This window comes from Cupriavidus sp. 05N40 (assembly GCF_056397305.1).
In genome coordinates this window covers 32,715-52,733 of record NZ_JBFTND010000007.1, presented here as the reverse complement: position 1 = coordinate 52,733, position 20,019 = coordinate 32,715, and the positions used below count along the sequence as shown (strand labels likewise).

Annotated in this window: 17 protein-coding genes; 10 read left to right on the top strand and 7 right to left on the bottom strand. The window is 63.8% G+C overall.

What is annotated here, in order from left to right; genetic code table 11:
- Nucleotides 1–112: 112 nt before the first annotated feature.
- The 5 genes from AC1DO7_RS03190 to AC1DO7_RS03170 all read right to left on the bottom strand — a co-directional run bounded on the left by AC1DO7_RS03190 (nucleotide 113) and on the right by AC1DO7_RS03170 (nucleotide 4,297).
- Complete coding sequence (locus tag AC1DO7_RS03190) at nucleotides 113–934, bottom strand: ABC transporter ATP-binding protein (protein WP_441615395.1); 822 nt, start codon at nucleotides 932–934, stop codon at nucleotides 113–115.
- Entirely contained in the window at nucleotides 931–1,740 is an 810-nt protein-coding gene (locus tag AC1DO7_RS03185) for an ABC transporter ATP-binding protein (RefSeq protein WP_441615393.1), read from the bottom strand. Before AC1DO7_RS03185 ends, AC1DO7_RS03190 begins: the two co-directional genes overlap by 4 nt.
- Before the next feature lie 12 nt (nucleotides 1,741–1,752).
- On the bottom strand, nucleotides 1,753–2,829 hold the full coding sequence (locus AC1DO7_RS03180) for a branched-chain amino acid ABC transporter permease (RefSeq protein WP_441615391.1): 1,077 nt from the start codon (nucleotides 2,827–2,829) through the stop codon (nucleotides 1,753–1,755).
- 7 nt (nucleotides 2,830–2,836) lie between these two features.
- Nucleotides 2,837–3,709, bottom strand: coding sequence for a branched-chain amino acid ABC transporter permease (locus AC1DO7_RS03175; RefSeq protein ID WP_441615389.1), 873 nt, complete (start codon nucleotides 3,707–3,709; stop codon nucleotides 2,837–2,839).
- A gap of 282 nt (nucleotides 3,710–3,991) precedes the next feature.
- Entirely contained in the window at nucleotides 3,992–4,297 is a 306-nt protein-coding gene (locus AC1DO7_RS03170; protein WP_441615387.1) for a DUF1484 family protein, read from the bottom strand.
- A 794-nt stretch (nucleotides 4,298–5,091) separates the two neighbouring features.
- Here AC1DO7_RS03170 and AC1DO7_RS03165 point away from each other — a divergent pair.
- Together AC1DO7_RS03165 and pepN are read left to right on the top strand one after the other, a co-directional pair.
- Nucleotides 5,092–6,249 (top strand): zinc-binding metallopeptidase family protein, encoded by a 1,158-nt coding sequence (locus AC1DO7_RS03165; RefSeq protein WP_441615385.1) that lies wholly within the window; start codon nucleotides 5,092–5,094, stop codon nucleotides 6,247–6,249.
- Between the two features lie 19 nt (nucleotides 6,250–6,268).
- The gene (pepN, locus tag AC1DO7_RS03160) at nucleotides 6,269–8,914 is read left to right on the top strand and encodes an aminopeptidase N (protein WP_477115778.1); all 2,646 of its coding nucleotides are present in this window, start codon (nucleotides 6,269–6,271) and stop codon (nucleotides 8,912–8,914) included.
- A 149-nt stretch (nucleotides 8,915–9,063) separates the two neighbouring features.
- Here pepN and AC1DO7_RS03155 read toward each other — a convergent pair whose 3' ends face one another.
- Nucleotides 9,064–10,182, bottom strand: a complete 1,119-nt coding sequence (locus tag AC1DO7_RS03155) for an extracellular catalytic domain type 1 short-chain-length polyhydroxyalkanoate depolymerase (protein ID WP_441615381.1) — start codon at nucleotides 10,180–10,182, stop codon at nucleotides 9,064–9,066.
- Nucleotides 10,183–10,233: 51 nt separating this feature from the next.
- Complete coding sequence (locus AC1DO7_RS03150) at nucleotides 10,234–10,662, bottom strand: CopG family transcriptional regulator (RefSeq protein ID WP_441615440.1); 429 nt, start codon at nucleotides 10,660–10,662, stop codon at nucleotides 10,234–10,236.
- A 791-nt stretch (nucleotides 10,663–11,453) separates the two neighbouring features.
- Here AC1DO7_RS03150 and AC1DO7_RS03145 point away from each other — a divergent pair.
- The 8 genes from AC1DO7_RS03145 (at nucleotide 11,454) to AC1DO7_RS03110 (ending at nucleotide 19,924) form a co-directional block, all read left to right on the top strand.
- Nucleotides 11,454–12,338, top strand: a complete 885-nt coding sequence (locus AC1DO7_RS03145; protein ID WP_441615379.1) for a LysR family transcriptional regulator — start codon at nucleotides 11,454–11,456, stop codon at nucleotides 12,336–12,338.
- A 276-nt stretch (nucleotides 12,339–12,614) separates the two neighbouring features.
- Nucleotides 12,615–13,628, top strand: a complete 1,014-nt coding sequence (locus AC1DO7_RS03140; protein ID WP_441615378.1) for a PDR/VanB family oxidoreductase — start codon at nucleotides 12,615–12,617, stop codon at nucleotides 13,626–13,628.
- Nucleotides 13,629–13,685: 57 nt separating this feature from the next.
- Complete coding sequence (locus AC1DO7_RS03135; RefSeq protein WP_441615376.1) at nucleotides 13,686–14,798, top strand: Rieske 2Fe-2S domain-containing protein; 1,113 nt, start codon at nucleotides 13,686–13,688, stop codon at nucleotides 14,796–14,798.
- 64 nt (nucleotides 14,799–14,862) lie between these two features.
- Nucleotides 14,863–16,266, top strand: a complete 1,404-nt coding sequence (locus tag AC1DO7_RS03130; RefSeq protein WP_477115777.1) for a TIGR00366 family protein — start codon at nucleotides 14,863–14,865, stop codon at nucleotides 16,264–16,266.
- Nucleotides 16,267–16,334: 68 nt separating this feature from the next.
- Nucleotides 16,335–17,516 carry a CaiB/BaiF CoA transferase family protein gene (locus AC1DO7_RS03125; RefSeq protein ID WP_441615438.1) on the top strand — a complete coding sequence of 394 codons (1,182 nt, stop codon included), beginning with the start codon at nucleotides 16,335–16,337 and terminating at the stop codon, nucleotides 17,514–17,516.
- Nucleotides 17,513–18,232, top strand: coding sequence for an enoyl-CoA hydratase/isomerase family protein (locus AC1DO7_RS03120; protein WP_441615372.1), 720 nt, complete (start codon nucleotides 17,513–17,515; stop codon nucleotides 18,230–18,232). The genes AC1DO7_RS03125 and AC1DO7_RS03120 overlap by 4 nt, the downstream gene beginning before the upstream one ends.
- Nucleotides 18,233–18,269: 37 nt before the next feature.
- Nucleotides 18,270–19,376 carry an S-(hydroxymethyl)glutathione dehydrogenase/class III alcohol dehydrogenase gene (locus AC1DO7_RS03115; protein WP_477115776.1) on the top strand — a complete coding sequence of 369 codons (1,107 nt, stop codon included), beginning with the start codon at nucleotides 18,270–18,272 and terminating at the stop codon, nucleotides 19,374–19,376.
- Between the two features lie 167 nt (nucleotides 19,377–19,543).
- Nucleotides 19,544–19,924, top strand: coding sequence for a VOC family protein (locus AC1DO7_RS03110; RefSeq protein WP_441615368.1), 381 nt, complete (start codon nucleotides 19,544–19,546; stop codon nucleotides 19,922–19,924).
- Nucleotides 19,925–20,019 lie beyond the last annotated feature (95 nt).

The window sequence follows — 20,019 nt, the reverse complement described above, 5'->3', positions numbered from 1 at the left end:
GGAGCATGAAATCCGGATCGCACTGCACACCGCCTGCCGGGCGCGGCCGCGGACAGTACAAAGCGGTACGGCAAGGCCGCGCAATGACGCCAGGATCTTGTTGAAACAACCGCTAGCGCCAGGTCTTGCGTTTCTTCCAGCGCCGCTCCCCGCGCACGCCGCTATCCTTCATGCCGAGATAGAACTCCTTGATATCGTCCTTTTCGCGCAGCGCCGCGCAGGTATCCTCGGCCACGATGCGGCCGTTCTCCAGCACATAGCCGTAGTCCGCCGCGTTCAGCGCCATATTGGCGTTCTGCTCCACCAGCAGGATGGTGGTGCCGCGCTCGCGGTTGATGCGCACCACGATCTCGAAGATATCCTTGGTCAGCTTGGGCGACAGCCCCAGGCTCGGCTCGTCCAGCAGGATCAGCTCCGGCGCGGCCATCAGCGCGCGCGAGATCGCCAGCATCTGCTGCTGCCCGCCCGACAGCAGCCCGGCATCCTGCGCCGCGCGCTCGCGCAGCACGGGGAAATAGCCGTACACCGCCTCCATGTCGCGCGCCACGCCGTCGCGGTCGCGCCGCGTGTAGGCGCCCATCAGCAGGTTGTCGCGCACGGACAGCAGCGGGAACACCTCCCTGCCCTCCGGCACATGGCTCAGGCCACGCCGCACGATCTGCGCCGGGTCCAGCCCGGCAATGCTCTCGCCCTTGAAGGCGATGCTGCCGCGCGTGGGATCCAGTACACCGGATATGGTCTTCAATATGGTGGTCTTGCCCGCCCCGTTGGCGCCCAGCACGGTGGCGATGCTGCCCGGCGCCACCGCCAGGCTCACCCCGCGGATCGCCTTGACCGGCCCGTAGGCGCTCTCCACATTGGCCAGCGCCAGCACGGGCGCCGCCAGCATGCCGCGCAGCGCGGCGGCGTCGTTGTCGGTAGCGGCCAGCTTCATGCCGCCCTCCGCAGCGAAGCCACATCGTCCACCGTGCCCAGGTAAGCCTCGATCACGCCCGGGTGCGCCTGCACCTCGGCAGGCGTGCCCTGCGCCAGCACCTGGCCCTGGTTCATCGCCAGCACGCGGTCAGACACGCGCGACACCAGGCTCATGTCGTGCTCCACCATCAGCACGGTGATGCCCAGCTCGCTGCGGATATCGCGGATCCACCAGGCCATGTCCTCGGTTTCCTCCACATTCAGCCCGGACGAAGGCTCGTCCAGCAGCAACAGGCGCGGCCCGCTGCACAGCGCGCGCGCCAGCTCCACCACCTTGCGCACGCCGTAAGGCAGCCCCGCCACCAACGCATCGCGGTGCGCCTGCAGGTCCAGCAGCTCGATCATCTCCTCGGCCTTGCGGCGCGCCGCCAGCTCCGAGCGGCGCGCCGCCGACGTGAACAGCAGGTCTGCCCAGAAGCCAGCGGCGCGGTGCGTGTGGTGGCCGATCAGCAGGTTCTGCAGCACCGTGGCGTGCTCGAACAACTCGATGTTCTGGAACGTGCGCGCAATGCCCTGCGCCGCAATCGCGTGCGGCGGCATGCGCGTGAGTGGCTGGCCCTGCCACAGGATTTCCCCGCCGGTGGGCGGATAGATGCGGCTGATCAGGTTGAACACCGTGGTCTTGCCCGCCCCGTTCGGCCCGATCAGCGTAAACACCTCGCCCGCGCGCACGTCGAAGCTCACGCCGTTGAGCGCCAGCACGCCGCCAAAGCGCACGGTCAGGTCGCGCACGCTCAGCAAGGGTTCGGAATGGCTATGCGACATGACGCACCCTCCTTATTTCAGGCGCTCGGAGCGCTGGAACGCCTTCTGCCGCCGGAACATGCCCTGGCGGTAGAACGGAAACAGCTCCAGGTAAGTGCGGATCTTGCACCAGCGCCCGTACAGCCCCATCGGCTCGAACAACACAAAACCCATCAGCACCAGCCCGTACACCAGCGCCTGCAAGCCGCTCGCCTGCGCCACCGCAGGCGGCAGCCAGTCCTTGGCCAGCACGATCAGCTGCGGCATCACGATCAGGAACGCCGCCCCCAGGAACGCGCCGTGCACCGAACCCAGCCCGCCCACCACGACCAGCAACAACAGATCGATGGACTGCCCGATGCCGAACTGCTCCGGCGAGATAAAGCGCAGCTTGTGCGCATACAACGCCCCGGCCAGCCCCACCAGCCCCGCCGACAACGCGAACGACAAGGTCTTGTAGCGCGCCAGGTGAATCCCCATGCTCTGCGCCGAGATCTCCGAATCCCGGATGGCGATGAAGGCCCGCCCGGTCGCGCCGCGCAGCAGGTTCAGCACCCCCAGCGTCGCCAGCAGGCACACCGCCAGCGACAAGTAATAGAACGCCACCGGGCTATCCAGCGTATAACCGGCCACCTCCGGCGCCGCCACCGGCAGCCCCGCGTTGCCCCCGGTCACCCCCTCCCAGCGCGCCATCACCTCCTCCATGATGAAACCGAAGGCCAGCGTGGCAATCGCCAGATAGATGCCCTTCACCCGCAGCGCCGGCAGTCCCACCACCACACCCGTCGCCGCGGACAACACAGCCGACGCCACCAGGGCCGGCACGAACGGCACGCCATGCCCGGTCAGCCACGCCTGCGCATACGCCCCCACGCCCAGGAACGCCGCATGCCCGATCGACAGCAGCCCGGTATAGCCGGCCAGCACCATCAGCCCCAGCCCCGCAATCGCATAGATCAGCACAAAGCCCAGCTGCGCAATCCAGTAACTGCCGGCCCAGGCCGGCGCCACCAGCAAACACGCCAGCAGCAGCACGTACCACAAGGCCTGCCCGGGCTTTCCGGCCAGGCGCAGGTCCTGGCGATAATCGGTCTTGAAGAGGAATCGCATCGCGTCTCTACACCTTCTTGCGCAGGTTCTCGCCAAACAACCCGTTAGGCCTGACCGCCAGCACGATCAGCACCACCACATACGCCGCCACATCCTTGAAGCCCTCCGGCAGGTAAAACCCCGCCAGCGACTCCACCACCCCGATCACCAGCCCGCCCACGATGGCCCCCGGCAGGCTGCCAAAGCCCCCCACCACCGCCGCCGGAAACGCCTTCAGCCCCAGCAAGCCCATGCTGGCATGCACAAACGTGATCGGCGCCAGCAACAACCCCGCCAGCGCCGCCACCGCCGCCGACAAGCCCCACACCAGCCCGTTCAGCCGCCGCACCGGAATGCCCATGTAATAGGCGGCAAGCTGGTTCTGCGAACTCGCCTGCATCGCCACCCCGATCCGGCTATAGCGGAACACCCCGTACAACAACACGCACAAGCCCGCCGTCGCCCCGATCACCGCCACCTGCTCCACGCTCAGCACCAGCGCGCCCGCGCGCCACACCATGCCCTGGTAAGGCACCGGCAACGTATGCGTACCCGCCCCGATGCCCGGCACCATGGTGATTACGCCGCGCATCACATACCCCATGCCAATGGTCAGCATCACCACCGTGAACTGCGGCTGCCCCAGGATCGGCCGGATCGCCAGCCGCTCCACCAGCATCCCGAACCCCGCCATGCCCGCGACCGTCAACGGCACCGCCAGCCACAGCGGCAACCCCATCATGGTCAGCACCACCCCGGCAAACGCGCCCAGCATCATGAACTCGCCCTGGGCAAAGTTCACGGTCTCGGTCGCCTTGTAGATCAGCACGAAACCCAGCGCGATCAGGGCGTAGATACAGCCCAGGGCAATGCCTGAGATGGTCAGTTGCAGGATCTCCAACGTTGTCTCCTGGCTTAGGGGGGGATGCCTCGCGGGCGAAGTGCCGCGCTTTCGCTGGCTGTGCCACCGTAACAAAACTAGTGGGGCGGCTCTTGTGCGGACTGGCTATGCGGAGGTGGGGATTACCCACGGGTGGGCGGTGCTGCGGTGCGGGGGGTGAGCGGTTTTGCTCGCCGGGGTTCGGAAATTTCGGCGGCGGACTTCTGTTGCTTCCGCAAGTTGGCTTACGCAATGGCCGGTACGAGACCCGTCGAGGCGGGTCTCGGGTGGGTTTTGCTGGCGTCAGTACAGGGCCTGTACCCGGTCCACTGCCTGGTCCAGTTGTCGCTTCAGCGGAGACAGCAGCGCATGCAGGCCGCTATTGGCGGCCTGCTCCCCGGCCTGCAACTCCAGCAGGGTCAGGACGGATTCCAGGCCGGCGCTCACGCGCAGGAGGTCGTCGCAGCTTTGCTGGATGGTTTCCTGGGGCCATTGGGCGGTGGGCGTGGGCTGGATTTCCGGCAGCAAGGGGTCGGCTACTAGCCGGGCTTCCCTGGCGGCTTTTCTGGCTTCGGCGGCGGTGCGTGGGCGGCGTTGGCGGGCGGTCATGTCGTGGCTCCATTTTCGAGTGCGCTGATGACTTGTGATGCTGGCACTGGGGAAATGATTGGTCCACGGACGGTCTTACCCATTGCTTGGTGCTTCCGCTTGAGTGGGAACACCGAACATATTGCGCAGGTGTTCTGTGAACGGGAAAGCAAGACGTCGGGGTCGGCCACGTGGCAGCCCTCGCTTGAGAAGCGGTCGTTCCAGAGACGGCCGTGGTTTCGCGGCGGCTATCGGACCGAGACGGCCATGAAGCGCCTTTGGCACTCACGCTCAATCGGTCATTCGGATGGCGGCTTCAGCCAGGCTAACGGACGTCGTCTCCAGCGGCGACGAGTAGTCTCATCGGCCTACCCGCATCCGTCTAGAATGCCCGCGAAAAGACCGTCCGCGCATCTCGGTACTCCTGTAGAAACATTTCCTCCATCCGAATCGCATCAGCGGTGTTTTTTGCTCTGGAAGCTGAACGGCTGACTCATAGGCAGTCTTTCACCTGCTGCTCTGGCTTGAGGGTCGTGAAACGCAGACCCGCCTCGTGCCGATACTCAACCCATGCCCCCGGTCATCGCGGGCAAGAAGCTCCTACGTCAGGCAGGCCGGCGACCCCTCCAAATCGGCATCCATTGGTAACCGTGGACCCAAAGGGCTCTGCATGTCGCTTGTGGCGCCCGCGCCCATGCTGTTCAGGCGTTGCCGGGCACGAACTGGATGACTCAAGTCAACGGGAATCTTAATCTTGCAGCTCCCCGCCTGTTGCCTATTCTTGTCTCACCGTGCTCCATCATTTGGGGGGAGACATGCACAATCTGCTGGCGTCGCTCAGCCAAGAGGTGGACACGCAGTGGAAGAGGCATGACGTGCGCGTCGAGCGCCACTCGCGTGCCTACAAGTGCCGTTGCGGCAACCACGTCTTCTTCCGCAACACGCTATGTCTGGCATGCAACTCGCCCCTGGGCTTCCTGCCGGACGAAGGCCGGCTTGGCGCACTTGAACCGGGCCCCGAACCCGGTACCTGGCGCGAGGAAGGCCGCAAGGAGTTGCTGAAGTTCTGCGCGAACCGTGACTCCCCTGCCGCGTGCAACTGGATGATATATGCGCACAATCCCCAGCCACACTGCATCGCCTGCCGGCTCAACCGCACCATCCCCGACCTCGACGACGCTGACAACGTACTCTACTGGACGAAAATCGAGGTCGCCAAGCGCCGGCTGGTTTCGCAATTGCTCGCGCTGGGCCTGCCAGTGCGATCCAAGGTGGAGGAAGATCCCGAGCACGGCCTGATGTTCGATTTCCTGCGCTCGCCGCCCGGAGGCCCGTGCGTCATGACCGGGCATGCCAGCGGCCTGATCACGCTCAACGTCGAGGAGGCCGATGATGCCAAGCGCGAGCACATCAGGCATGGCCTGCGGGAGCCCTACCGTACGCTGCTGGGGCACTTCCGCCACGAGGTGGGCCACTACTACTGGGACCGGCTGGTCTGGAACACCGGGTGGCTAGAGCCATTCCGGCTGCTCTTTGGCGATGAGCGCGCCAGCTATGCCGAGGCGCTCAAGCGCAACTACGAGCAAGGACCTCCCCCCGATTGGGCCAACGCTTACATCAGCTCATACGCGACGATGCACCCTTGGGAGGACTGGGCCGAAACGTGGGCTCACTACCTGCACGTGGTCGACAGCCTAGGCACGGCGCTAGGCTTCGGCCTGGATGCCGAGGATCTCGATGGAGACATCCAGCCGTTCACGCGAGATGCGCTGTACGCACCCGAAGACCCCGGTGCCGAGCGCTTTCTATCCCTCCTCAACGCGTGGCTCGAGGTAACCATGGTCCTCAACGAGATGGCGCGCAGCATGGGCGAACCGGATTTCTACCCCTTCGTGATGTCCAAGCCGGTCGTGGCCAAGCTGCAGTTCATCAGCATGATCGTCGTCGAAGCCTGCACCAAGCCCGATCTCTGACGCGATAGGGAGCCACAGCATGGACGTCCCAGCAGCCGCAACGGTCTATCTGAAGGATTACGCGCCGCCCAGTTTCCTGATCCCCGAGGTCGAGCTCGACGTAGACTTCGCCGCCGAGGACAATGCGCGTGTACTCGCCCGGATCACGGTCCGCCGCAACCCCAAGGCAGTCGAACCCGAGGCGCCGCTGCGGCTCGATCTTGACGAGCTTGTGGTGGAGTCGGTGGCCCTCGACGGCATCCCGCTCGGCCCGGACCGCTACATGCTCGACGAGCGCCACCTGACCCTGCGGAACGCCCCCGACGCCTTCAGGCTGACGACCGTCAGCCACCTCAACCCCAGCCAGAACACCAAGCTGATGGGGATCTATACCTCCAGCACCGGCTTCTTCAGTCTTTGCGAGGCGGAGGGCTTCCGGCGCATCACACCTTTTCTCGACCGGCCGGACGTGATGGCCCGCTATTCGGTCACGCTGCATGCCGACAAGGCCCGGTATCCCGTGCTGCTGGCCAACGGCAACCTCACCGGCCAAGGCGACGAGGCTGGCGGCCGTCACTGGGCCCGCTGGGAAGACCCCTTTCCCAAGCCCTCTTACCTCTTCGCCGTCGTGGCTGCACGGCTCGACGGCCGCGAGGACAGCTTCACGACCCGCTCAGGCCGCACGGTGCCGCTGCGCTTTTTCGTTGAGCCCGGCAAGCTGGATCAGTGCGAGTTCGCGCTGCAGTCGCTCAAGCACGCGATGAAGTGGGAGGAGGACACCTACGGCCTGGAGATCGATCTTGACCAGTACAACGTCRTCGCGGTGGGGGACTTCAACGCCGGCGCGATGGAGAACAAAGGCCTGAACATTTTCAACACCAAGCTGGTGCTTGCCCGGGCGGACATCTCCACCGACTGGGACTTCAGCTTCATCGATCGCACGGTTGCCCATGAGTACTTCCACAACTGGACCGGCAACCGCGTCACCTGCCGGGACTGGTTCCAGCTTGCGCTCAAGGAGGGGCTGACGGTCTTCCGCGAGCAGCAGTACGCTGGCGACCGATACTCGCGCGCAGTGTCGCGCATCCAGGCTGTGCGCAATCTGCGCGCGGGCCAGTTCCCGGAGGACGCCGGCCCGATGGCGCACCCGGTGAGACCGCGCTCCTACCAGCAGATCAGCAATTTCTATACTGCCACGGTCTACAGCAAGGGGGCAGAGCTGGTGCGCATGATGCGCACGCTGGTTGGCGCGTTAGCCTTCAGCAAAGGCATCGAACTCTACTTCGAACGTCATGATGGGCAAGCGGTCACGACCGATGATCTGGTGAGCGCGATCCAGGATGCAAGCGGTGTGGATCTCGCCCAGTTCAAGCTATGGTACGAGCAGGCCGGTACTCCGCGCCTGTCCATCCGCGACCGCCATGACGCGGCCACGCGTACCTACGAGCTGACCGTGACACAACACTGCCCGCCCACCCCGGGGCAGCCGGTCAAGCAGCCAATGCACATCCCGCTGGCAGTCGGTCTGATCGACGCCGATGGCCAGGAGATGCCACTGCGCCTCGAAGGTGAGGAGACGGCCCAATGCACGAGCCGAGTGCTGTCGCTACGCCAGGAGACGGCGGCATTCCGCTTCCTGGATGTGCCGGCCCGTCCCGTGCCGTCGCTGCTCCGCGACTTTTCCGCGCCTGTGGTTATCGACTACGACTACAGCGATGAGGCGCTACAACATCTTCTGAGCTACGACAGCGATCCGTTCAACCGCTGGGAAGCGGGGCAGCATCTCGCGATGAACTTGCTGCTCGCCGGTGTAGTCGATCATCGCGCCGGCCGGCCAGTGCAATTCCCGGACCACTTGGCCCGTGCCTTCGGCCGCGTGCTTGACGGCGCCGCGCGGAATCCGGCCTTCGCTGCCGAGGCACTCGCGCTGCCGTCCGAAGTAGTGATCGGCGAACAGCTCGATGAGATCGACCCTCAGGCCGTGCACGAGGTGCGGCTGGCGATGCGCAAGTTCCTGGCCGATCGGCTGCGCTCCGAGTTGCGCCGCTCGTACGACAGCTTCGCCACACCCGGTCCCTACAAGCCCGACGCCGCGTCGATCGGTCGCCGCGCGTTGCGCAATCTCTGCCTGGCCATGCTGGTGGACCTCGGCGACGAAGATTCGCACCGAATGTGCCTCGTGCAACTCCAGACCGCCGACAACATGACCGACACAATGGCGGCGCTCACCGCCATCGCCAACTGCGATTGGCCCGAGCGCCGCGATTCACTCGACGCCTTCTACGCCAAGTGGCAGGGCGAGCCGCTGGTGGTAGACAAGTGGCTCGGACTGGAGGCACTGTCCCGCTTACCCGGAACGGTCGCGCGGGTTCGCGAACTGACCGCGCATCCGGTCTTCACACTGAAGAATCCCAATAAGGTCTACGCGCTGCTGGGCAGCTTTGGCGCAAACCAGGCCCAATTCCACGCGGCCGACGGCTGCGGATACGAGCTGATGATCGAGCAAGCGGTGGCGCTTGATGAAATCAATCCGCAGGTGGCCTCCCGTATGGTGCGCAACTTCGAGCGCTACAGGCGCTTCGAGCCGCGGCGTCGCGCGCTGATGCGCGCCGCGCTGGAGGGAGTCGCGGCGACGCCGGGCCTTTCCAAGGAAACCGCCGAAGTCGTTTGCAAAGCACTTGCCTAGCTGGGCCGGCCAGCCGATCGTGGGCGAGTACTCGGCAATCATAGCGCCGGCTGCCAAGGGCTCGCCCCAGCGGGCGCGCGACGCGGCGACGGCTAGCCATGCCCCTCGCCCGCGTCTGATGAGATGTATCACGGCATATTTTGCTTGATTCAGGAACGCCGGGGATGGGCGAGGAAAAATCGCAGCATTTCCACGCTGGCATCCGGCCCTTTTGCGTCAGTGTACGACCCGCCGCTGCCGCCACCGGCCCAGGCATGCCCCGCGCCGTGAATCAGCCAGTATTCCGCATCCACGCCACCAGGCGGCAAGATCCGGTAGCGCGTGTAGGCATGGCCTGCACGGACGGTCTCGCGCTCAGTGTGCTTGTGATCGTGGCCTTGTTCGTACGGCTCGATCAGTCGCGCCCCGTTCGACGCATGCACGGTGTGATCCGCATCGCCGTGGAACACGATCAGTGGACGCACCGGCCGCGCCGGCGGCGCAATGCCGCGCCTGGAAGCGCCCGATCCCTTGCCACCCTTCATGGCCGCCAGCGCCGAAGGCAGGTCATGCGCGCACCCTGTCGGCAGCCCCGAGTGGACGCCAGCTGCGGCAAAAAGGTCCGGATAGCGCTGGATCAGCACCGCCGCCATCGCGCCACCGGCGGACAGCCCCGCAACATAGACTCGATCCGGATCGATGCTGTGGCTGGCCATGACCTCGCGAGTGATGCCCGCGATGATCGACGGCTCGCCCCGGTCGGCTTGCTGGTCGCCAGGGCGAAACCAGTTCCAGCATTTCGACGTGTTGGCATCGGCGGCCTGGATCGGGTACACGACCGCAAAGCCGAGTTTGTCCGCCAGCGCGTTCATGCGCGTGCCGGCGGCAAAGTCATCGGCATCCTGCGTGCAGCCGTGCAGCATGACCACCAAGGGCATCGGCTCCTGCAAATGCCCGGCGGGGATATAGACCTTGTAGGACCGTTGCCCGGCCTGGTTGGCAAAGGTGTGCCGTCTGAAGTGGCCGGGCATTGCAGTCGGTGGCGCGCGGCGCGGCGCGGCGGGTTCCACGGATGGCGCTGTATCGGCCCGGCCCTGTGACGTGTTGTCCGTCAACAAGGATTGCACCACTTGCGCCGGCATCGGTGCTCGCGCTTCGCCTGTGTTGCCGGTTGGCGACTGCCCGCGAAGTGCGCGCTGGATGACGGCAGTGGCCTCCATCGGGCCCGCCGTCTGCAGCAGGTGCATTGCCTCATGCATCGAGGCAAGAAAGGCGTCGTTCATTTTCATGTTGGGGTCTCTGCAGGCCTGGCGAACCAGGCGCGGCGAAATTGCCGCCTACTACCGTATGCGTCCAGCCAATGCCGCCTTGACGGCGGCTGGCGCGTGAAAGGCGCCTAGCACCACGATCGACTCGATCGTCGCCAACGCCAGTTCGGGACTGACATCCGATGCAATGCTCGCCAAACCGAGCACGTGAATGGCCAGTTTCTCGTTGGCCTTCAACGCCGCCTCGAGGTCTTGCTTCGAGAAATGCTGAAGGCCCAGAACCAGCGCCCGCCGTGTTGCCGTTTCCTGAATCGCTTGTGCATGCACGGCGAGCTGGTTGCGAATGGCGGTGCGGATCAGGTCGGTTCGGTTGGAATAGAAGCCTTCCTCCACCAATAGATCGATCTGGCCCAGATCAACCGGACCGAGGTTGATGGTGATTTTCTCTGTCTCGCCCCCCTTTGGTCTGAGCGTCGCGATCTGTGCTGTAGGCTTTTCCATCGTCACTTTTTCTCCTGGTTTGTCATGCGGGGAGGGTTCGGCGGGTTTTCCACGTCACATTTACCATCCTGAAACCATCCCCGTACCATCCATATGGATGGTTATAGTCGTGACGACGGGCTACGTCAAGCGGCGTGACGATCAAGGTTTTCTGGGGGAGCGAGCGATTTATGCGAGCAGCCTATGAGCACGCCCTTCGGTCAAACAACCGAGCCGCCAGGCTGATGCGGCACCCTGTCACGGCATCACTTGCAGCATGGGGCGGACCCGGAGTGCCCGCGTCAACTCATGCAGCTGGCCGTGGATTACTGAGGCATGCAGAACGTCGATTCTGCGATCCGCCTATGCGGTTATCCAGAGTGACCATGCGAGGCGTCGTTGAGCGAAACGCGCCGGGGATGCCTCGGAATGAGAGGTCGAAGAGGGGGGGGACGGTCGCTACGCTGGGGGCCGTAAGAGCCGTTGGTTCGACACCCCAAAGCGCGCAACAGTCTCAATATGCCCCAGGTGTTGCTATGAGGGCCCCAAGCAGTTCTACGTTGATTCGATAGCCGGGAGTAGTCCAATCGTTGGGCGCGGCCTGCCTCCTCTAGGGTGAGCCATGGTGAGCCATGCCTTGGGTGGGAGCGTCAAGCACAGGGGGCATCCGCATGACCCGCTCGCGCCACCTCCAACTAGCCGACGACGACCGTCAATTGCAAGGAGCCGCCATCGAACGGGCGCAGCCGTTAGGCCCCTGGCGTCCTGTATCCTTTCTCCTGCAATGCACTTACAGGAGGCGACAGAAAGCCGTGACGCTACAGCAACTCGAAACGTTCTACTGGATTGTTCAGCTCGACGGTTTTGCGGCGGCAGCCGAGCGACTTTGCGCTACGCAGTCCACCGTCTCCATGCGATTGCGCGAGCTTGAGCGTAGCCTCGGGGTTGAGCTTTTTGACAGGACGCAACGCAAGGCAAGGCTGACGCCGCATGGACGCGAGGTGCTCGACTATGCCGCACGCATCCTGAACCTTTCAGCGGAACTCTCGCATCGCGTTGCGGCGCCGAGCGCAGTGAGTGGCACCGTCCGCATGGGGGTTGCTGAAGTCGTATCCACTACGTGGCTCCCCGCACTGATCAAGGCCATAGCCAGGCAGTATCCGCAAGTGAGGCTGGAAATCGACGAGGCACTCACCAGCGACCTGATGGATGCCCTCACGCAGGGCGAGCTGGATCTGGTGCTGGCTCCCGGGCACACACGCATGCAGGACGTCTCCACAATCCCACTCGGCAAAGTCGAATTCGCCTGGATGGCGAGCCCGGGCCTGAAAATGGCACACAAGACTTATGCGCCGTCGGAGCTTGCGCAATACCCGCTGATCGGTTTGAAGCCCCAGTCTTTCCATAGCGCCGCCATTAACGCCTGGTTTCAGCGTGATCACGCCCATTGCCGCTATCTGGCGCGCTGCAAGAGCATGGGCGTCGCGGCTTCGCTCGCGATGGCCGAAATGGGAATTACCTATTTGCCGATTCCCAATTACCGCCGGCAACTCGACGGTGGGCAACTCGAGATTATCGGAGTCCGAGATCCTTTTGAGCCCGTCGAGTTTGTCGCCGCTGTTTCGCCTGAACACACTTATTCCCTCCCGAGCACGATTGCCGAACTCGCCGGACATATCAGCGATTTTCAGAAGTAAGGGTTTCCACCGTCGGCCGTGTAGAAATCCCTGGGCAAGGCACAAATACGCTTGATAAAGCGCGTTACAACCGACTTTTCCGAATCATTCACCGTTTCTCACCATAAAAACGTGAAGTCCCTCTCTCTCCAGACACATCAAATTTATTGATGTTATAGTGCCTGAAAATATCGCTTGAATTAAACAGTCGAAAATCTATGCTTGAGCAAACCACGACGACCTGACCGCCGCGATTTGCTCAAGCGACGCGGTCGGGGCACCCTCCAGGAGACCGCGATGGACCTCATCGTCGAAAGCAGACGCGATACCGTCACCGCAAATGACCGGGTCGCCGGAAAAATCCCCGTTTCGATCCGCTCTGTCAGCGAGCTCGCCGAAGATATCCGGGCGTTCGAGCTGGCAGACCTATTCGGCATGCCACTACCGGCATTCTCTGCAGGCGCCCATATTGACGTCCATTTGCCGGGCGGGTTGATTCGCCAGTATTCGATTTGCAGCAGCGCGCATGACACCAGCCGCTACGTCATCGCCGTCCTCAGGGAACCAGCGGGGCGAGGCGGTTCCGCCGCGATCCACCAGCTTGCCGCCGGCGACCGCATCACCATTTCCAGGCCGCGTAATCATTTTCCGCTGGCCGATGACGCTTCGCACCATGTATTCGTAGCGGGTGGCATCGGCATTACCCCTATCAAGTCCATGATGTCGGCGGCACTGGCACGGCGCGACACCTTCACGCTGTACTACAGCACCCGGTCCCCACGGCGGACGGCCTTCCTCGACGATCTCTCGCCGCTCGTGCACGCCGGCATCGCCCACATCCACCATGATGGCGGCGATCCCGCCAAAGGCCTCGACCTGAGCGCCGTCCTGCGGGAGCAGCCAGACGGCGCGCACCTCTATTACTGCGGCCCGTCACGCTTCATGGACGCAGTGGAAGCCAATTCTGCGCATTGGCACGCAGGCACCCGGCATTGCGAACGCTTCTCGGCGCCGGCGTCAAAGCCGGCCAGCGTACCTGCTGAGGCAGAGCAACCCTTCGACGTCACGCTTTCACGCTGCGGAAAGACCTTCACCGTGCCGCCCGGCAAGACCATCGTCCAGGTATTGCGGGAAAACGCGGTGGAAGTCGACGTGTCCTGCGAGGAAGGCTACTGCGGGACCTGCATGACGCGCTATCTCGACGGCGATCCCGTTCATCGCGATAGCGTCCTCGACGAGGAGGATCAGCAGGAGTTCGTGATGATCTGCTGCAGCCGCGCTAAGAGCCAGACCCTGACCCTCGACCTCTGAGCCGGCGTGCGCCGCGCTCGTTCGTCATTCCCCCCAAAAAACGTGGAGACAACTGAAATGAGCAAGTTCGAGTACGTGAAGAATTGTTGGTATCCCATCGGTTTCGCGCGGGAATTTCCCGTCCATGAGCTCAAGGGCTTCAAGATCGCCGGCAAGCCAGTCGTCATGTGGCGCACGGACGATGGAGAGGTGGTCGCCTTCGACGATCGCTGCTGTCACAAGCGCTTCCCTCTCTCCCAGAGCAAGCTGCTTGACGATGGCCGGCTCGAATGCGCGTATCACGGCCTCTGCTATGACGCGAGCGGGCAATGCGTGGAGATTCCGTCCCAGCCGGGCAAGATCCCGCCCCAGGCGCGCCTGCATGGGGTGCCGGTGTGCGAGCGGGACGGTGTCGTCTGGGTCTGGCCAGGCGAACAGAAGGCTGCTGCCAACATTGAGCCCCCCCGCACACCGGAGGTCACTGATCCCGGCAAGGTGGGGGTCGGCTCGCCCCAGCCGCTAGAAGTGCCGGCCAACTACCTGCTGCTGATCGAAAACCTGCTCGACATCACGCACTTCTATCCCTTGCACGACGGCAACATCGGCGACAAGGAGAATAGCCTCATTCCCGTGCAACTGCAGGAAGGCATCGACGCGGGCTATGAGTACGTCAAGACGCTCCGCCACGTGCACGGCTACAAGCAGCCACCCTACCTGCGTGAGTGGTTCCACTACGAGGAAGTCGAGCGCCTGCATACGCACTGTATGGTCAGCCCGGGCCTGACGCGTGTCGAGATGCATGTAGCACCTGAGGGCCAACTCGGCACCGAGATGGAACGCGGATACACGCTGCTGCACCTGCACTACCCGGTCGACGAGGAAAACCTCGTCTGGCGCTGGAACGTGTCGTGCACGAAGGGCCATACCACGCTGAGCGACCCAGATATCCCAACTGCGCACAAGGTTGCCGAGATGTTCCCCGCCGTGGTCGCGCAGGACCAGTGGGCACTGGAACGGCAGCAGGCGATGTTCGCCTATCCGGAGGACGATTATTCCGAGCTGTTCCTTAAGACCGACAAGGCCCTGCGCCGCGCGCGCCAGATCCTGATGACCATGCAGCGGGAGGAGCGACTGGAGGAGAAGTCCGTCATCCCGATTCATCCGCTGCCCACCACTGCGGCCGTCGCATAGCGCGCAAGAAATAGCCTACAGAGGCCTCAGACGGGCCCGCAACATTCTGGTGTGGAGACAAATCATGGAAGCACAGGAACTCGCTCTTTCCGGACCGCTGTCACAGAAGACGTGGATGCAGCGCTCGATCAGCTCATGCGTATATCTGTTCGAGCGGCTGATGCCCGACCCGTTTGTCATTGTTATTCTCCTGACAGTGATGACGGCCGCCTGTGCCTCCGCCTTTGYCCCAGGTGGCACCGTCACGAACATTTTGGCCGGCTGGTACAAGGGAATCTTCGGCATCTTCACCTTCGCCTTCCAGATGGTGCTGGTGCTGGTGACAGGCTACGCGCTGGCCAGCGCACCCATGATCAAGCGTGGCCTGCAACGCCTCACAATGCTCGCCACCGGTCCCCTCTCGGCCGTTGCACTGGTCTCGATCGTCGGTGCTTTCGCAACCTTCCTAAATTGGGGCTTCGGGTTGGTGGTCGGCGCCATGCTAGCCAAGGAGGTGGCCAAGCGCGTACGGGTCGACTTTGCCTGGCTCGTCGCTGCTGGCTATACGGCCTGGGTCCTGTGGGCGTTCACCGGCATGTCGAGCTCGATTGCCCTTTCCATTGCCACGCCAGGGAATCCGCTCAATATCGTCGAGCAGCATACGCACGCCGTGGTGCCGCTCTCGCATACGGTCTTCTCCATCTGGAATCTCGCGGCTGGCCTGATTGCGACATTGCTGTTGCCGCTGGTCTTCATGATGATGCGTCCGTCCGACAGCGACATCATCGCCGCCGACCCCAAGGCCATTGAAGCCAGCGAAGCCGCGGCGACTGAGCCGAAGCGCCGCAACGGCTTGGCCGGCCTGCTCGAGCGGTCACGCCTGTGCGCACTGGTCTTCGTCGTGGCGGGCGCTGCCTACCTTGTGCAGCAATGGAGCGCGACCGGTATCCGGCTGGACATCAACACAGTGATCTTCATCTTCCTGCTAGGCGGTCTGTGCCTGCACGGCGGCGCCGGGGCCTATGTTCATGCCGTGACGGAAGCCGCCAAGGTGACCGGCCCCATGCTGCTGCAGTACCCCTTCTACGGCGGCATCATGGGCATCATGCATGCGACCGGGCTGGCGGAAGTCGCGTCGGCATCCTTCATCCGCTTCGCGTCCGGCGACACCCTGCCGTTCTGGAGCTACCTGGGCTCCATTGTCATTACCATCTTCATTCCCAGCGGCGGCGGCCACTGGGCCGTCCAAGGCCCCTTCACTATCCCGGCCGCCCAACAGCTCGGTTCCACCCTGGCCGGCACCTCGATGGCAGTGGCCGCTGGCGAACTGGCGGGCAGCCTGCTTCAACCTTTCTGGGCCATCCCGGTGGTCGCAATCGCTGGCGTCGGAGTGCAGCGGGTGCTCGGCTTCACGCTGGTCAGCTTCATCACCGCCGGGACCTTCTTCGGTCTGCTCTACCTGCTGGTCGTGCCCCACACCGGCGCCTGACGGCAATGTCCGGCGGGCGCATCCCGTCTGCCAGCCCGCTTCCCGACCTTTCACTTCTCCTCCAGACAATGAAAACTCCTGCAAAACCGGCCCTGCCCCTCGAGGGCACCCGCGTCATCGAAATCTGCAACGTGGCTGCGGGTCCCTACTGCGGCATGCTGCTTGCCGACATGGGCGCTGACGTCATCAAGATCGAGCATCCCGAGACGGGCGACACGCTGCGGAGCTGGCCGCCGATCTCGGGGGGCTATAGCGAGAACTTCGCATCGCTGAACCGGAACAAGCGCTCTGTCACCCTGAACCTGAAGGATCCCGACGATGCCGCCCGCGCCCGCGACCTGATCGCTTCGGCCGACCTGCTGATCGAGAACAACCGGCCGGGCGTCATGGATCGCCTTGGTCTCGGCTATGACGCCCTGCGCGGCGGGAGTCCCGGCCTGGTCTACTGCTCGATTTCCGCTTACGGCCAGTCAGGCCCGCGCGCTAGCGAAGGCGGCTTCGACCTGACGCTCCAGGCGATGAGCGGCATCATGAGCGTGACCGGTGAACCCGGCGGCGCGCCGGTGAAATGCGGCGTTCCGATTGCCGACTTCTCCGCCGGACTCTATGCGGCATTCTCTGCAGTATGCGCCTTGCGGCAGGCACAGGCCATTGGCGAGGGCACGCACGTCGATATCTCCATGCTGGGCGCCACCCTTGGCATCGCTGCACTGCAGACCTCCGAGTACTTTGGCAGCCGCAAGGATCCGGTCAAGTTGGGCAGCGCCCATCCACGCAACGCGCCCTACCAGGTGTTCGCCTGCCGCGACGGCTACTTCGGTATGGCGGCCGGCAACAATACCCTGTGGCGGGCAGTGTGCGCCGTCATGGCGCACGAGGAATGGCTGTCCTACGATCGCTTCGCCAATCCGACGCTGCGCGCGCGGCACCAGCGCGAACTGCGCGAGATGCTCGAAGCGGAGTTCGTCCGGGAAGACGCTGCCACCTGGCTGAGCCGGTTCCGGCAAGCGGGCGTGCCCTGCGCACCAATCAATACATATTCCGATGTGCTCGCCGACGCGCAGGTGGAACATATGCAATGGGTGCAGCCCCTCACGCTGCCCAATGGCATCGAAACCAGCACTTTCGCCTCGCCGATCCGCCTGTCCGGGGTCAATCTGCCGATCCGCCGTGGTCCGCCCGCGCTGGGCGAGCACAATGCCGAAGTGCTGGGCTCGGCGGTCCCCTCCAGTGAGGAGATAGCGCAATGAGCGATCTGCTCATCGTCGAACGCGAGGCCGGACATGTCTCGCTCACCTTGAACCGTCCAGACAAGCTCAATGCGCTTTGCCCGGGACTGGTGGAAGCCCTGATCGCCGCGGTCCGGCAGGCACACGACGACGATGCCACGATGATCCGCTTCCAAGGCGCAGGACGGAATTTTTGCGCGGGGTTCGACCTGGGAGACCTCGACCAGCAGACCGATGCCGACTTGCTGCTGCGCCTGGTCAGGATCGAAACGCTGCTGCAGATGGTCGCGTACTCGCCCTGCCTGACCACGGCATATGCGCACGGGCGCAACTTCGGCGCTGGTGTGGACCTGTTTGCCGCATGCAAGCGCCGCTATGCGACGGTCGACTCGCACTTCCGGATGCCCGGTCTGCTGTTCGACCTGGTGCTCGGCTCGCGTCGCTTCGCGGCACTGGTCGGCGCCGAGCCGGCCCGCGAAATCCTGCAGACGGCGCGTGACATTCCTGCCGAAGAGGCAGCACGGATTGGCTTGGTCTCTCGCCTGGCGGGGCAGGCCGACTGGCCGGCCCGGCTGGTCGAGGATGGTGGTGCCTCTCGCGTGCTTTCCTCCCGCGCCCGTACCGCGCTGTACGCCGCGGTGCTGCCTTCAACCGCGGACGCGGACATGGCGGCACTGGTCAGCTCGGCCGCCGAGCCGGGCCTGCGACAGCGCATTGAACACTATCTTGGCCGATAAGGCGATTCAAACTCAGCGAGAAAAGGGAGGAGATGCAATGAAGACCAAAGCCGCAGTCGCATGGGAAGCCGGTGCGCCGCTGGCGATCGAGGAAGTTGACCTCGACGGGCCGCGCGCCGGCGAGGTACTGATCGAAGTGAAGGCGACCGGCATCTGCCATACGGACTATTACACGCTGTCCGGCGCCGACCCTGAAGGCATCTTCCCGGCGATCCTCGGCCACGAGGGCGCTGGCATTGTGGTGGATGTCGGACCCAACGTCACGAGCCTGAAAGCGGGCGACCACGTGATTCCGCTATATACGCCTGAATGCCGCCAGTGCAAGTTCTGCCTGTCACGCAAGACCAACCTGTGCCAGGCGATAAGGCAGACGCAGGGCCGCGGCCTGATGCCGGACGGCACCTCTCGCTTTTCCATCGGCGGCAAGCCTCTATTTCACTACATGGGGACCTCGACCTTCGCCAATCACATCGTTGTGCCGGAAATCGCGGTCGCCAGGGTGCGGCAGGATGCGCCGTTCGACAAGATTTGCTACATCGGCTGCGGCGTGACGACCGGCGTCGGCGCGGTCATCTTTACCGCCAGGGTCGAGGCGGGTGCCAATGTTGTCGTGTTCGGACTCGGGGGAATCGGCCTGRACGTGATCCAGGCCGCGCGCATGGTGGGCGCCGACAAGATTATCGGAGTCGACCTCAATCCCGCTCGTGCAGGCATGGCAAGGCGCTTCGGCATGACGCACTTCGTCAATCCGCGCGATACCGACAACGTCGTCGACCACATCGTGCAACTGACCGACGGCGGCGCCGACTATAGCTTCGAGTGCATCGGCAACACGCGTGTCATGCGCCAGGCGCTGGAGTGCTGTCACAAGGGCTGGGGCAAATCCATCATCATCGGCGTCGCCGAAGCCGGCGCGGAGATCTCGACGCGGCCATTCCAGCTCGTGACTGGGCGTGAATGGAAAGGTTCGGCCTTTGGGGGGGCTCGCGGCCGCACCGACGTACCGAAGATTGTCGACTGGTACATGGAAGGAAAACTCAACATTGACGAGTTGATCACCCATAGCTTCCCGCTGGAGCGCATCAACGAGGGCTTCGACCTCATGAAGCATGGCGAGTCGATCCGGTCCGTGGTGCTGTACTAGGACGCGGCCATGGAACTGATATCTGAACACTGCACCCTGGCGCTGATGCCTTCATGGATGCGAGGGGCTTCGTGAGGGCTTTACGCTCCTGGCCCCGATTCGGTCGCCGCTGGCACACAGCACGGACCCAAATTTCTTCCTACCTCCAACTATCAAGGAGATACACCGTGGCAATCTTCACACATATCGTGGTCGGCACCAATGACCTGGAGCGCTCGCGCGCATTCTACGACGCCGTCCTGAGCCGACTCGGCATCCAGCGTGTCCTAGACTTCGAAACAGCATCGCTATGGGGCACCTTCGGGCCAGAGTTCATGGTCACCAAGCCCGGCAATGGCTTGCCGTCGACCTATGCCAATGGCGGCACAGTAAGCTTTGCTGCACCTAGCCGGGATGCCGTACATGCATTCCACGAGGCCGCACTCAGCCTCGGCGCCAATGATGAAGGCGCGCCGGGCCCGCGCAGCTTTACGCCTACTGCCTATGCGGCATATGTCAGGGACCCCGATGGCAATAAGATCTGTACCTATTGCTTCGAGCCGACTTAAGCGATCAAGATGCCATCGGCCCACCGATGGCATCTGCTCACGCGGTGTGCAGTGTGTTGCATCGACCGATTAAATATGCAGTCGAGGCCGGCCGG